This is a genomic window from Nocardia sp. SYP-A9097, from assembly GCF_009649815.1.
Classification (GTDB): Bacteria; Actinomycetota; Actinomycetes; order Mycobacteriales; family Mycobacteriaceae; genus Nocardia.
In genome coordinates this window covers 13,302-26,674 of sequence record NZ_WJIC01000012.1, presented here as the reverse complement: position 1 = coordinate 26,674, position 13,373 = coordinate 13,302, and the positions used below count along the sequence as shown (strand labels likewise).

The 13,373-nt window shown below is 65.7% G+C and carries 13 protein-coding genes; 9 read left to right on the top strand and 4 right to left on the bottom strand.

Features of this window, described 5'->3' with window-relative positions; translation table 11 throughout:
• Positions 1-5 precede the first annotated feature (5 nt).
• On the bottom strand, positions 6-971 hold the full coding sequence (locus GFY24_RS23215) for an OB-fold domain-containing protein (RefSeq protein ID WP_309231224.1): 966 nt from the start codon (positions 969-971) through the stop codon (positions 6-8).
• Positions 972-1,033: 62 nt separating this feature from the next.
• Between GFY24_RS23215 and GFY24_RS23210 the strand changes: the two genes are divergently transcribed.
• From GFY24_RS23210 to GFY24_RS23200, 3 genes are all read left to right on the top strand, one after another.
• Positions 1,034-2,071, top strand: a complete 1,038-nt coding sequence (locus GFY24_RS23210) for an LLM class F420-dependent oxidoreductase (RefSeq protein WP_153807205.1) — start codon at positions 1,034-1,036, stop codon at positions 2,069-2,071.
• Positions 2,072-2,261: 190 nt separating this feature from the next.
• The gene (locus tag GFY24_RS23205; protein WP_309231223.1) at positions 2,262-3,908 is read left to right on the top strand and encodes an acyl-CoA synthetase; all 1,647 of its coding nucleotides are present in this window, start codon (positions 2,262-2,264) and stop codon (positions 3,906-3,908) included.
• A gap of 107 nt (positions 3,909-4,015) precedes the next feature.
• Positions 4,016-5,014 (top strand): sigma-70 family RNA polymerase sigma factor, encoded by a 999-nt coding sequence (locus GFY24_RS23200; protein ID WP_153807204.1) that lies wholly within the window; start codon positions 4,016-4,018, stop codon positions 5,012-5,014.
• Positions 5,015-5,137: 123 nt separating this feature from the next.
• Here GFY24_RS23200 and GFY24_RS23195 read toward each other — a convergent pair whose 3' ends face one another.
• Positions 5,138-5,557, bottom strand: a complete 420-nt coding sequence (locus GFY24_RS23195) for a VOC family protein (protein WP_153807203.1) — start codon at positions 5,555-5,557, stop codon at positions 5,138-5,140.
• Positions 5,558-5,734: 177 nt separating this feature from the next.
• Here GFY24_RS23195 and GFY24_RS23190 point away from each other — a divergent pair, with 177 nt between their 5' ends.
• Entirely contained in the window at positions 5,735-6,931 is a 1,197-nt protein-coding gene (locus GFY24_RS23190; RefSeq protein ID WP_153807202.1) for a glycosyltransferase, read from the top strand.
• Between the two features lie 70 nt (positions 6,932-7,001).
• Entirely contained in the window at positions 7,002-7,697 is a 696-nt protein-coding gene (locus GFY24_RS23185; RefSeq protein WP_153807201.1) for a maleylpyruvate isomerase family mycothiol-dependent enzyme, read from the top strand.
• Between the two features lie 126 nt (positions 7,698-7,823).
• On the opposite strand, the gene GFY24_RS23180 is transcribed toward GFY24_RS23185, so the two are convergent.
• Together GFY24_RS23180 and GFY24_RS23175 are read right to left on the bottom strand one after the other, a co-directional pair.
• A complete protein-coding gene (locus GFY24_RS23180; protein ID WP_153807200.1) occupies positions 7,824-8,945 on the bottom strand; it encodes an acyl-CoA dehydrogenase family protein in 1,122 nt (373 codons plus the stop codon).
• A gap of 20 nt (positions 8,946-8,965) precedes the next feature.
• Positions 8,966-10,159 (bottom strand): acyl-CoA dehydrogenase family protein, encoded by a 1,194-nt coding sequence (locus GFY24_RS23175; RefSeq protein ID WP_153807199.1) that lies wholly within the window; start codon positions 10,157-10,159, stop codon positions 8,966-8,968.
• A 155-nt stretch (positions 10,160-10,314) separates the two neighbouring features.
• Between GFY24_RS23175 and GFY24_RS23170 the strand changes: the two genes are divergently transcribed.
• From GFY24_RS23170 to GFY24_RS23155, 4 genes are all read left to right on the top strand, one after another.
• Positions 10,315-10,503: a ferredoxin gene (locus GFY24_RS23170; protein WP_153807198.1), complete on the top strand. Its 189-nt coding sequence runs from the start codon at positions 10,315-10,317 to the stop codon at positions 10,501-10,503.
• A 45-nt stretch (positions 10,504-10,548) separates the two neighbouring features.
• Positions 10,549-11,448 (top strand): 3-oxoacyl-ACP reductase, encoded by a 900-nt coding sequence (locus tag GFY24_RS23165; RefSeq protein ID WP_309231222.1) that lies wholly within the window; start codon positions 10,549-10,551, stop codon positions 11,446-11,448.
• Between the two features lie 302 nt (positions 11,449-11,750).
• Positions 11,751-12,515 (top strand): ABC transporter permease, encoded by a 765-nt coding sequence (locus tag GFY24_RS23160; RefSeq protein ID WP_153807196.1) that lies wholly within the window; start codon positions 11,751-11,753, stop codon positions 12,513-12,515.
• Positions 12,516-12,519: 4 nt separating this feature from the next.
• A complete protein-coding gene (locus GFY24_RS23155) occupies positions 12,520-13,371 on the top strand; it encodes an ABC transporter permease (protein ID WP_153807195.1) in 852 nt (283 codons plus the stop codon).
• The last annotated feature ends 2 nt before the right edge of the window (positions 13,372-13,373 follow it).

Here is a 13,373-nt window from a genome sequence, read left to right as displayed (position 1 = left end):
CGCCTTTACAGGTGGTGCGAGAAGGACTCGTACGCGGCATCGGGCTCGCCGGTCGGCTCGAAGTGGTCGATATTGGCCAGGCCCAGACCCCACTCCTCACGCGGCTTCCAAGCGGCCTTGACCCGCATGCCCATCCGGACCTCGTCGGCCTCGACGCCCAGCACCAGGTGCAGGAACGGAATATCGGTGCCGTCCAACAGGATGTACGCGGCCACATACGGCGGCTTGATGCGCTGGCCGAGGAACGGCACGTTCACGATGCAGTAGGTGGTGATGATGCCGGTGTCGACGACCTCGACGTAATCCTCGGTCGGCGAGCCGTCGCGCGGGTCCGCGCCACGCGGCGGGAAGTACACCTTGCCGTCCGAGGCGGCGCGCGCGCCGAGCAGTTTGCCCTCGAGAATGGCCTTCAGGAATTCGGTCTCCTGCGGCGAGGCGGTGTGCTTGAAGGAGAGTTCGATCGGCGTCACGATGCCGGTCACCGGATCCGCGATCGTCACGGAATCGGCAGGGGCGGTGGAGGTTTCGCCGGGTTCGAAGCAGGCGATGTCATGGATGTCGCCGGTGCGTTCGGCGGCCCAGCGGGCGCGCACCCGCATACCGGTGGAGATATCGGCCGGTGAGGCCACATCCACGGCGTGCAGCAGCGCGGTATCCGCGCCGTCCAGTTCGATGAGCGCGTAGGCGAACGGGCGGTCGAAGGGCTGGTTCGGCAGCGGTTCGGCCACCCAGCTCCACGACTGCACGGTGCCGACATCGGCCACGTCGACGAAATCGGTCAGGGCATCCGCGGTGATCGGATCGAATTCCGCGGGCGGCACGATGACGCGCCCATCGGAACCGCGCACCCCGACGATCCGCCCGGCACGCAACCCGGTCAGGAAGCGTCCGATGGTCGGTCCGGTGGAGCGGGTGTAGTCGAACTTCATCACCAGCGGTGCTGCGAGTACTTCGGTGTTCCCCAGAGTCACGCGATCGAGTAGAACAGGTTCTAATGAAGGTGGCAAGAGCCCACATGGGAAGGGAACCGGACATGCGCTTTGGGTTGCAACTCGGATACTGGGGCGCACAGCCGCCCACCAACACCGCGGAGTTGGTGGCGGCCGCCGAGGAGACCGGATTCGACGCCGTTTTCACAGCCGAATCCTGGGGTTCGGACGCCTACACACCACTCGCCTGGCTCGGGTCGAGCACCAGCCGGATCCGCCTGGGCACCTCGGTCGTCCAGATGTCGGCGCGCACGCCCACGGCCACCGCCATGGCCGCGCTGACCCTCGACCACCTCAGCGGTGGACGGCACATTCTCGGGCTCGGCGTCTCCGGACCGCAGGTGGTCGAGGGCTGGTACGGGCAGTCGTTCGCCAAGCCTTTGCAGCGCACCCGCGAATACATCTCGATCATCCGGCAGGTGCTGGCGCGGGAAGGCAAGGTGCAGAACGACGGGCCGCATTTCCCGCTGCCCTACAACGGCGCGAACGCCACCGGATTCGGGAAGCCGCTCAAGTCGATCACCCATCCGCTGCGCTCGGACCTGCCGATCTGGCTCGGCGCGGAGGGTCCCAAGAATGTGGCGCTGACCGCCGAGATCGCCGACGGCTGGCTGGCCATCTACTACACCCCGCGCCTGGCCGATATGTACAACCAATGGCTCGACGAGGGCTTCGCGCGGGCCGGTGCCCGGCGTTCGCGGGAGGACTTCGAAATCGCCGCGACCGCGCAGGTCATCCTCACCGACGACACCAAGGCCGAGCTGGATCGGCTGCGGCCGTTCATGGCCCTGTACATCGGCGGTATGGGCGCGGAGGACATGAACTTCCACGCCGAGGTGTATCGGCGGATGGGCTACGGCGAGCAGGTCGACGAGATCACCCGGCTGTTCCGCACCGGCCGCAAGGACGAGGCGGCCGCGGCGGTTCCGGACGAGCTGATTCTGGACACCACGATCATCGGCGACGAGGCGCACGTGCGTGAGCAGTTGAAGGTGTGGGAGCAGGCGGGCGTCACCATGTTGCTCGTCGGGGTGCGGGATGTTGCGCAATTCGAGCGGTTGAAGCCGCTCATCCAGTCGTAGAACTCGTTTCAGAAATAGTTCCCCGCTCGGTGTGTGTTTCCGGATGATCCGGCACCCCCGGGCGGGCTTCGGCCGCGCTATTCCTATTAGGCATCCCGCGCAGTAGGGTGTGTCAGGGGCCACAGCGATTTGGGGCCTTATCAAAATTCGTGGCTTGCCTCACACGAGAACACGTTCTATTTTCATTCTTGTGAGCCACAACATAGCGGACCTTGTCGAACACGCCATCGACCTCATGCCCGAAAACGTCGCTCTGGTCGACGACACTCGCTCGGTCACCTATGCCGAGCTCGAGCAGCGTGCCAATCAGCTCGCCCACTATCTGCAGGCGCAGGGCGTCCAGCCCGGTGACAAGGTGGGCATCTACTCGCGCAACACCATCGAGGCCGTCGAGGCCATGGTCGCGGTGTTCAAGGCCCGCGCGGTCATGATCAACGTGAACTACCGGTACGTCGAGAACGAACTGCAGTACATCTTCGACAATTCGGACATGGTCGCGCTGGTCGTCGAGCGTCGCTACGTCGACAAGGTCGCCAATATCTGGCCGAACCTGCCACTGCTGAAGTCCGTCGTGGTCGTCGAGGACGGCACCGACCTCCCGCTGCCCGAGGGTGCCACCGAATACGAGGCCACCCTGGCCACGCAGTCCGGTGAGCGCGACTTCGGCGAGCGTTCCCCCGACGACCTGTACATGCTCTACACCGGCGGCACCACCGGCATGCCCAAGGGCGTCATGTGGCGGCAGGAGGACGTCTGGCGCGTGCTCGGCGGCGGCATCAACTTCCTCAGCGGCGAGTACGTCACCGATGAGTGGGAGCACGCCAAGGTCGGCGCGGCCAACCCGCAGATGGTGCGCTACCCGGTCGCGCCGATGATCCACGGCGGCTCGCAGTGGGCCACCTTCATGGCGCTGTTCAGCGGCGGCAAGACCCTCATGCTGCCCGAGTTCAGCGGCCACGGACTGTGGCAGGCCATCGACAAGCACAAGGTCAACCTGATCTTCATCACCGGCGACGCCATGGCCCGCCCGATGTGCGACGCCATCGACGGCGGCAACCCGGAAACCGGTGCGCCGTACGACCTTTCGAGCCTGTTCATGATCGCCTCCAGTGCCGCGCTGTTCTCGCCGACACTGAAGGACAAGCTGCTCGACGCGCTGCCCAACCGGATGATCACCGACTCCATCGGCTCCTCGGAGACCGGTTTCGGCGGCCTCTCCATGGTCACCAAGGGCCAGACCCACACCGGCGGACCGCGGGTGAAGATCGACGGCTCCACCCAGGTGCTCGACGACGACGGCCACCCGGTCGAGGCCGGCTCCGGCAAGACCGGCTTCATCGCGCGCAGCGGGCACATCCCGCTCGGCTACTACAAGGACGAAGTCAAGACCAAGGCGACGTTCAAGGAGCTCAACGGGATTCGCTACTCCATCCCCGGCGACTACGCCCGGGTGGAGGGGGACGGCACCGTCACCATGCTCGGCCGCGGTTCGGTCAGCATCAACTCCGGTGGCGAGAAGATCTACCCCGAAGAGGTCGAGGGCGCGCTCAAGTGCCATCCGGAGATCTTCGACGCGCTGGTGGTCGGCGTGCCGGACGAGCGCTGGGGCCAGCGGGTGGTCGCGGTGGTGCAGTGCCGCAGCGAGAATCGGCCCACCCTCGATGATCTGCGTCCGGTGCTGACCCAGGAGATCTCCTCCTACAAGCTGCCCCGCAGCCTGTGGTTCGTGGATCAGATCAAGCGCAATCCGGCCGGCAAGCCCGACTACCAGTGGGCCAAGGCCGAGACCGAGCTGCGCCCCGCCGACGAGGATGCTCCGGCGCCCGTCAGCAAGTGAGTGCCTGAGCACTACCGAGGCCCCTGTGCCCGCCCGTTGCGAAACGGGCGGGCACAGGTGTTTTCGGTGTCTATTTCTTGTCGGTGCCCTGTGTCAGAGTGTTCTGCATGAGCGAGACAGGCGGCGGGTCCACCACCATCACGGATGACGTGTTGCGGTCCTTCGAAGGGCATCGGCGCGAATTGTGCGCCTACGCCTATCGAATGCTCGGATCCTCGTTCGAGGCCGAGGACGCGGTGCAGGAGACGTTCACGCGGGCGTGGAAGTCGTATGACTCGTTCGAAGGGCGCGCCAGCGTCCGATCCTGGCTCTACAAGATCGCGACCAATGTCTGTCTGGACATGCTCGACGGTCCGCAGCGCCGGGCCCGGCCGATGGATCTCAACTCCGCCGGTACACCCGAGAGCCCGCTGCCCCCGCCGGAGCCGGATTACGTTTGGGTGGAACCGATTCCGAACGGTCTCGCATTCGGTTCCGATCCCGCCGAGGCCGTCAGCACGAAAGACACACTGCGCCTTGCCTTTGTCGCGGCGGTACAGCATCTACCCGCCACCCAGCGCGCCATTCTGATCATGCGCGAGGTGCTGCGCTTCTCCGCCAATGAGACCGCCGACATGTTGAATGTGTCTCCGGCATCGGTGAACAGCGCACTACAGCGGGCCCGCGCCACCATGTCCAAGGCGCAGGCCGTGGCCACCGTCTCCGATGTCTTCGACGAAAGCAATGCGCAGCAGCGCAAACTCGTCGACGACTTCGTCGCCGCGTTCGAGTCCTATGACATGACCGCGCTCACCGAACTACTGAAAGCCGATGTGGCACTGTCCATGCCGCCGTTCTCGCTGTGGATCAGCGGGCCGGAGAATGTGGCCACGTTCATGCTCGGCACCGGTTCGGCCTGCCGCGATTCGCGCATGGTGCCGCTCGCGGGTGCGAACGGCCTTCCGGCATACGGTCAATACAAGCCGAGCGACGACGAGCCGGGCGTGTGGGTGCCCTGGTCGATCATCGTGCTGGAGCTGGACGGCGACCGCATTGCGGGCCTCAATTTCTTCCTCGATACCGACCGCCTGTTCCCGCTTTTCGGACTTGCGCCGGAACTGCGGTAGAACTGGACTCCGTCGCCGCGTAGGTGTGGATGCGCCGGGGTGGTCCGGCGCAGCGCGACGACATGCGTGAACGGCCCGCTGGGAGAATTCCCGGCGGGCCGTTCGCATTTCGATATGAGAGCTTCAGTTGGCGCCCGGGTACGCCATGAAGAAGGGCTCCCACTGGTGGCCGTCCGGGTCGAGGAAGGTGCGGCCGTGCATACCTACCTGCGCCTCCTGGGCGCGCTTATCGGCATTGACCTCCTCGGTGCCGCCCGCGGAGAGGGCGGCGTCAACGAGGGTGTCGACCTCCTGCGCACTGCCCAGCGCCAGGGTGTAGAGGCCGTTCACGGTGGCGGTGGTGTCGCCGATCGGACGGGTGCTGAAGGTGGTGAAGAAGCTCTTGGTCAGGAGCATGGCGCAGATATTGTCGTCGATGACGATGCAGGCCGCGTTCTCGTCGGTGAAGTCCTGATTCACCTTCCACCCGAGCGTCTCGTAGAAGCTCTTCGAACGCTCCAGGTCGGTCACGGGGAGGTTGATGAAGATCATCTTGCTGGCCATGGTTTTTCGTCCTCTCATCCGCAAACTCTTTGCGCGTCCGTAGGTGTCATAGGAGAGGACGGGGTGTCCGCGGGAAACTCATCGGTGCGCGGTCGCTGTGGCCTGTGACACATCATTTACCCATCGGGAAGTCGGGGAGCCGCCGACCGTGACAGAGTGACTGACAGGAGGTGCCTGATGAAGCACAGCTACCTGGTCGCGCTCACCGGCAGCGGGGGGACCGTGCCACCGGAGCTGGGGGTGGTGCGCAGGCTGGTCGACCGCGGGCACCGGGTCACCGTGCTGGCCGAGGAATCGCTCGCGGCCGAGGTCACGGCCACCGGTGCGCGGCTGCGCTCGCGCGCGGGGGCGGGTTTCGCCCGCGATACCGCCGCCGAAATCGACTCCGAACGGCCGGACTTGGTGCTCGCCTCCTACTTCGCCTTCGGTGCCATGGTGGCCGCGCAGGCGCGGGACCTGCCGTTCATGGTGCTCATACCGGGCATCTACCCGCTGCCGGTGGAGGGCGGACCGCCGCCGGGCACCGGCTTCGGCCAGGCCGGGGGACCGGTCGGTCGCTGGCGGGACCGCGTGGTCGGGTCCATGGTGCAGCGGCGCTGGGACCAGGAACTGCTGCCGCAATTGAACGAGCTGCGCGCGGATTTCGGGCTGGAGCGGCTCGCGCACTATCAGGATCAGGTGCAGCTGGCGCATCGGCAGCTCGTATTGTCCAGTGAGGCATTCGATTTCGCGGCGCAGCGGCCCGACGGCGTGCGGTATGTCGGCCCGATTCTCGATGATCCGAGCTGGGCGCGCGACGCCGAATGGACGCTGCCCGAGGGGAGTGAACCGCTGGTACTGGTCTCACTCTCGAGCAACGAAGAGCATCAGGCCGAATGCCTGCAGCGCATTGTCGACGCGCTCGGGCGGCTGCCGGTCCGCGGGCTCGTCACCGCCGGTCCCGCCCTGGACACGACCGCGATCTCCCCGCCGTCCAATGTGACCGTGCTATCCGCCGCCCCGCATCACGAACTCATGCGGCACGCCAGCCTGGTGATCACCCATGGCGGCCACGGCACCCTGGTCAAAGCCTTCGCCGCCGACCTGCCCGTGGTGCTGCTCCCGCACGGGCGCGATCATGCCGACAATGCCGCGCGGGTGCGCGCTCATCAGGCCGGAATCACGCTGTCCCGCACCGCGACTCCGCAGCAGATCGCCGCCGCGGTCCGCAAGGTGCTGCGCACGCCCACCCACTATCGCGCCGCCGCCGAACTCGGTCGGGTCCTGCGCGGCGACGCCATGAGCGATCTGCTCATGCGAGAATTGGAGCCCTCCCCCGACCATCCCGACCCGGTCTTCGACCGCGTGGTCCCGGTCCGCGAACTGGAATCCTGACCCGAGTCGATCCGGGTCGGTACCGCGCTCCGCCGCGTGCCCCGGGCCGATCCGGTTTACCGTGATCGGCATGGACTACCTGGCCCTGCTCTGCGCGAAGCTCACCGAATTCGGTGCCCTCATCACGCCGGAAACCGACCTTGCCACGCCGGTGCCGTCCTGCGGCGACTGGACCTTCTACGATCTGGCCGATCATCTCGGCCAGGGCAATATGTGGGTGGTAACCGCGGTCGCCGAACTGCGCGGCGACTATCAAGGCGAGCCCGCGCCGAAAGACGCTGTGGCGCTGCGGGAATGGTACGACGAGACCGCCGATGCGCTGGCCGCGGCACTCTCGGCCGATCCAGGGCAGGAGGCGTGGACCTTCACCCGCTCCATGCCGCGCAATGTCGGATTCTGGCAGCGGCGCCGCGCACTGGAAACCCTCATGCACGTGTGGGACGGACAGAATGCCTTCGGCGTCCCGAAACCCATCGACGCGGATCTGGCCGTCGACGGCATCGAAGAGGTCTGGGAACTCTTCGCGCCCCGCATGATTCACCGCGGCCTGGCCACCGCGCCCGAACAGGCGCTCGGCCTGCGCGCCACCGATACCGGCCGGACCTGGACCTACGGTCCGGGCGAAGCGGTCGCCGAAATCTCCGGCACCGCATCGGATCTGCTACTGGCACTGTGGCAGCGCGAACCAGCCGACGATCCCGCCCTCACCTGGACCGGCGACCGAGCCACCGGAGCGCGGATCCTCGCCGGCCCCCTGGTGCCCTGACCGCTCGCCGCGCCCTCTGGTTACCCGACCGTCTGCCGGGGGAAGGTACGTGAAATGCGGCGAGGCGGCGGCACTGGTGTGCCGCTGCCTCGTATTGCTTTGTGCCGCAGGACTATCCGTGGGGGGCTATGCCTGGGCGAAGGATGCGCCTAGGGCGCGGAGGTGATCGGTTGCGCCGCCCATGGCGAATTCGTTGTGCTTGGCGGCGGTGAAGTACTGGTTGGCGATGTGGTCGCGGTCGATGCCGACGCCGCCGTGTACGTGTACGACGGTGTGTGCGACGCGGTGACCCGCTTCCGCCGCCCAGAACTTGGCGGTGTGCACCTCGGCGGTGGCGGGCAGGTCCTCCGAGAGCAGCCAGGCGGCCTGCTGGACGGCCAGGCGAACGCCCTGGATGTCGATGTAGGCGTCGGCGAGGCGTTGCGCCACGGCCTGGAAGCTGCCGATCTTGCGGTTGAACTGCTCGCGCTCGCGGGCGTAGTCGGCGACCAGTTCGAGGCCCTTCTCGAGGGTGCCGAGCTGGGTGGCGGCCAGGCCGAGCCAGGCCCGCTCCAGCAGCCAGTTCAGGATTTCGGCGCCCTGTTCGACGGTGCCGACCAATTCGGCCGGGGTGCCGGTGAATTCGACTTCGGCCTCGGGGGAGCGGTCGGTGACGATCTGGTCCGCGACGCGCACCGAGGTGTGCGCCGGGTCGACCAGGAAGACGGCGGGGGAGCCGTCGACACTGGCGGACACCAGGATTCGCGCCGCCTGGCGGGCGAACGGCACGGTGGTCTTGAGACCGGTCAGCTGCCAGCCGCCATTGTCGGTCGCCGTGGTGACCGGCTTGGCGGGCTCCCAGTTGCGCTCCTCGCTCAGCGCCGCGGTGAGGATGATCTCGCCGCTCGCGGCCTGTGCGGCCGACTCACGCTGGGCCGCGGAGCCGAATCGTGCCAGCGCGCCCGCGCCGAGCACGATGGACCACAGGTACGGCACGGGTGCGACGGACTTGCCGATCTCGCGCAGGATCGAGGTCTGCTCCAGCACGCCGAAGTCGCTGCCGCCCACGGTCTCCGGCAGCGCCGCCGCCAGTACACCGGTCTCGGCGAGCGAGCTCCAGAGCGCGTCGTCGAAGCGCACGGTCGGGTTGCCGGACGCGTCCTTGTTCTTGTCGAGCTCACGCAGCCGGTCGGCGGTGACGAGCTTGCCGGTGACCTCGGCGGTGAGGCGGGCCAGATCCTGCTGCGCCTCGGTGAGAGTGAAATCCATGATGGTTACCTTGATTTCGGTTAGCGCACGGAAGCGGGCTGCTTGAGGGCGGTCATGGCGATGATGTCGCGCTGCACCTCATTGGTGCCGCCGCCGAAGGTGAGGATCAGGCAGGAGCGGTGCATGCGCTCCATCCGGCCGCGCAGCTGCGCACCGGCGGAGTCCTGGCGCAGGTAACCCTGCGGGCCGAGCACCTCCATGAGGGCGCGGTACGCCTCGGTGGCCAGTTCGGTGCCGTACACCTTGCAGGTGGAGGCGTTCCACGGGCGCGGTGAGGCGCCGGCGCCGGCGTCGGCACCGGAGGCGAGCTCCCAGTTCATCAGCTTCAGGTACTCGACCTTGGCGTGCACACGGGCCAGCAGAATCTGCACCCACTCCTGGTCGATGACGCGGGAACCGTTGGAGTTCTTGGTGTTCCGGGCCCAGTCGGTGACCTGCTCGACCGCGAGGGTGAGCGATGCGGCGGAGGTCAGCGCGACGCGTTCGTGGTTGAGCTGATTGGTGATCAGCGACCAGCCGCCGTTCTCCGGGCCGACCATGTCGGAGTGCTTGACGCGCACGTCCTGGTAGTAGGTGGCGCCGGTGTCCGGGCCGGCCATGGTGTGCACCGGCGTCCAGGAGAAGCCCTCTGCCTTGGTCGGCATGATGAACATCGAGATGCCCTTGTGCTTCTTGGCGGTCGGGTCGGTGCGGGTGGCGAGCCAGACGTAGTCGGCGTAGGCGATGAGGGAGGTCCACATCTTCTGGCCGTTGATGATCCACTCGTCGCCGTCCCGCACCGCGGAGGTGCGCAGCGAGGCGAGGTCGGTGCCGGCGCCGGGTTCGGAGTAGCCGATCGCGAAATGGATCTCGCCCGAAGCGATTTTGGGCAGGAAGAACTTCTTCTGCTCTTCGGTGCCGTAGTGCATGATCGTCGGCGCTACCGAGTTGAGCGTCAGGAACGGCACCGGCGCACCGGCGATGGCGGCCTCGTCGGTGAAGATCAGCTGATCCATGGTTGGACGGTTCTGGCCGCCGTACTCCGTGGGCCAGCCGAGGGCGAGCCAGCCGTCGCGTCCCATCTCGGCGACACACTCGCGATAGACATTGCCCTCGCCGTACTCGCCGGTCTGGGCGGCCAGCGCTGCCCGGCGCTCCGGGGTGATGAGTTTGGCGAAATATTCACGCAGCTCAGCACGAAGCTGTTCCTGTTGCGGCGTGTATGCGATCCGCATAGCGATACCTCTAGCCTTCGTTATCAGGGTTCAGCCGATCATTGCACAGCAGGTGAAACATGTTCCAGTATCGTCGCGTGTAAGGCCGCACTTCCTACCCCGCGCGGGGCGGGTCTTGTTAGGCTCGGCGCACTGTTGTGGCAAAGGAGTTGGCTATGAAGGTCACGGTTGATCTCGACCAGTGCGAGGCGAACGGAATCTGTGTCGGAATCGCCCCCGACGTCTTTGAACTCGATGATGACGATGTTCTGCACATCATCGGCGCAGAGGTTGCTCCCGGTGATGAGGAAGATGTGCGGACCGCGGTGGCGCAGTGCCCCAAGGCGGCTTTGAAGCTGGTCTGACCCCAGCCTTGCTCGCTGGGTGTAACACGTTCTAGAGTCGGCCCGGTGAGTACTGATGTGAGTCTTACCGGCCGAGTGGCGATCGTCACCGGCGCGGGTGCCGGGCTGGGCCGGGCCGAAGCCTTGGAGCTGGCCCGGGCCGGCGCTTCGGTCATTGTGAACGACCTTGCCGAGAACGACGCGGTCAGCGCAACCCTCGCCGACATTCGCGCTCTCGGTGCCAAGGCGGAATTCGTGGCGGGCAGTATTGCCGAATCGGCCACCGCCGACGCTCTTATCCGTACCGCCGAGGAGACCTTCGGCGGCCTGGACATCGTGGTCAACAATGCCGGTATCACCCGGGACAAGATGTTGTTCAACATGTCCGACGCGGATTTCGACGCGGTCGTCGCCGTGCATCTGCGCGGGCATTTCCTATTGACCCGTAATGCCGGTGCGTACTGGCGGGCCAAGTCCAAGGCGGCGGGTGCGCCGGTCTACGGCAGCATCATCAACACCTCCTCCGAGGCCGGTCTGCTCGGCCCCGCCGGACAGGCGAATTACGGTGCGGCCAAAGCGGGTATCACCGCGCTGACACTGTCGGCCTCGCGCGCGCTGGCCAATTTCGGTGTGCGCGCCAATGCGATCGCGCCGCGTGCGCGTACCTCTATGACCGAGGCTGTTTTCTCCGCCGCTCCCGAAGAGGGTCCGGATCCGCTTTCGCCCGATCATGTGGCGCGCCTGGTCGCCTACCTGGCCTCCCCGGCCGCGGCTGCCATCAGTGGCCAGCTCTTCGTCGTCTACGGCCCGATGGTCGCGCTCATGGCGGCCCCGATTGTCGAGCAGCGCTTCGATGCCGAAGGTGAATGGACCCGTGAGGGTCTGGCCGACACGCTCGGCGAATATTTCGCCGAGCGTCCGGCGGGTGCCACGTTCTCGGCGTCCGCGCTGATGGATCTCGGTTAGCCGACCCTTATATGCCGGTAGCGGGGGTTTTCACCCCCGTTTCCAGGTTGATCATGCGATCAATCGTTGGTAGGAATGGGAATCAACTCTGTGTGGCGCCTCACAAAGGTTCCACGTTCATGATGGTAGACCTGGGGTGAACATGTTCCTGAAACTGGACAACAGTTCAGAAAGAAGCCCAGTTCAAAACCGTCGAAACCTTCCGAAGCCCTACTGGAACGTGTTCTAATCTTCGGACGGGACCGAGATCACATTCAGATCTCGGAAGCTATAGCTAGGCAGGGGCAGGAGGAATCGCGGGAATGAATGATGTCCTCGCCGTACCGTTACGGGCGGTCGGAGGGTTCTTCGAACTCGCCGGCGCTGTCGCCCGAGCCATGGTGCGGCCACCGTTTCAACGACGGGAATTCATCGATCAGTCCTGGTTCATCGCCAGGGTTTCCATCATCCCGACCCTATTGGTGGCAATTCCGTTCACCGTGTTGGTCAGCTTTACCCTCAATATTCTGCTCCGCGAGATCGGCGCCGCGGATCTCTCCGGCGCCGGCGCGGCGTTCGGCACCATCACCCAGGTCGGCCCCATGTGCACCGTGCTCATCGTGGCCGGTGCCGGTGCCACCGCCATCTGTGCGGACCTCGGCGCGCGCACCATACGCGAAGAGATCGACGCGATGAAGGTGCTCGGTATCGACCCGATCCAGCGTCTGGTCGTCCCGCGTGTGCTCGCGTCGATGTTCGTGGCCTTCCTGCTCAACGGCCTGGTCTCCACCATCGGCATCCTGGGTGGCTTCCTCTTCTCGGTCTACCTGCAGGGTGCGAACCCGGGCGCGTTTGTGAACGGCCTGACCCTGCTGACCCACCTCCCGGAGCTCGTCCTCTCCGAAATCAAGGCCGCCCTGTTCGGCCTTGTCGCCGGACTGGTCGCCTGCTATCTGGGCTTGAACGTCAAGGGTGGACCCAAGAGTGTCGGCGATGCCGTGAACCAGACCGTCGTCTTCGCCTTCATGGCGTTGTTCGTTATCAACGTGGTCGTAACCGCCGCCGGTATCAAGTTCACGGCGCGGTGATCTGATGGCGTTCGTGATCCAATCTCGTTTTCCGAAGGTGGCCAAACGCTTTCGGCGCTTTACCGAGGGTCTCGATTCCATCGGTAAGCACGCGGTGTTCTACGGGCGGTCCATCGGGTCGGTCCCGAAGGCGCTCATTCACTACCGCACCGAAACCATCCGCCTCATCGCCGAGATCTCGATGGGTACGGGAGCTTTGGCTGTGATCGGCGGTACCGTCGTGATCGTCGGATTCCTCACCCTGTCCGCCGGCTTCACCATTGCCGTGCAGGGCTTCAACTCCCTCGGCAATATTGGCGTCGAGGCCCTGACCGGCTTCTTCTCCGCCTTCATCAATGTGCGTATTGCGGCACCGGTGATCTCGGGTATCGGCTTGGCGGCGACGCTGGGCGCGGGTACCACCGCACAATTGGGAGCCATGCGAGTTTCGGAGGAGATCGACGCCCTGGAGGTGATGGCCATCCGGCCGGTGCCCTTCCTGGTGGGTACCCGGATTCTCGCGGGGATCGTCGCGATCATTCCGCTGTACTCGCTCGCGGTCGTCGCCTCGTTCATCGCGAGCCGTTTTGCGACGGTGGTGATCTACGGGCAGTCGGCCGGTGTGTACGACCACTACTTCTCGACCTTCCTGATCCCCAGCGACATTCTCTGGTCGTTCGCGCAGGCGATCTTCATGGCCATGGCCGTCATGCTGATCCACACCTACTACGGCTATCACGCCGCAGGTGGTCCGGTCGGTGTCGGTGTCGCGGTCGGTAACGCGGTGCGGGCATCACTGATTGCGGTGGTTATGGTGACACTGCTGATCTCCCTTGCCATTTACGGCACCACCGGCAACTTCCATCTCTCCGGGTAGGG

What these genes read in the sequence shown, in the direction of transcription:
- GFY24_RS23180 (WP_153807200.1), bottom strand. Translation starts at nt 8,945, where the DNA reads ATGGATTTCACTCTCACCGAGGCGCAGCAGGATCTGGCCCGCCTCACC.
- GFY24_RS23190 (WP_153807202.1), top strand. Translation starts at nt 5,735, where the DNA reads ATGAAGCACAGCTACCTGGTCGCGCTCACCGGCAGCGGGGGGACCGTG.
- GFY24_RS23175 (WP_153807199.1), bottom strand. Translation starts at nt 10,159, where the DNA reads ATGCGGATCGCATACACGCCGCAACAGGAACAGCTTCGTGCTGAGCTG.
- GFY24_RS23210 (WP_153807205.1), top strand. Translation starts at nt 1,034, where the DNA reads ATGCGCTTTGGGTTGCAACTCGGATACTGGGGCGCACAGCCGCCCACC.
- GFY24_RS23155 (WP_153807195.1), top strand. Translation starts at nt 12,520, where the DNA reads ATGGCGTTCGTGATCCAATCTCGTTTTCCGAAGGTGGCCAAACGCTTT.
- GFY24_RS23200 (WP_153807204.1), top strand. Translation starts at nt 4,016, where the DNA reads ATGAGCGAGACAGGCGGCGGGTCCACCACCATCACGGATGACGTGTTG.
- GFY24_RS23170 (WP_153807198.1), top strand. Translation starts at nt 10,315, where the DNA reads ATGAAGGTCACGGTTGATCTCGACCAGTGCGAGGCGAACGGAATCTGT.
- GFY24_RS23195 (WP_153807203.1), bottom strand. Translation starts at nt 5,557, where the DNA reads ATGGCCAGCAAGATGATCTTCATCAACCTCCCCGTGACCGACCTGGAG.
- GFY24_RS23160 (WP_153807196.1), top strand. Translation starts at nt 11,751, where the DNA reads ATGAATGATGTCCTCGCCGTACCGTTACGGGCGGTCGGAGGGTTCTTC.
- GFY24_RS23185 (WP_153807201.1), top strand. Translation starts at nt 7,002, where the DNA reads ATGGACTACCTGGCCCTGCTCTGCGCGAAGCTCACCGAATTCGGTGCC.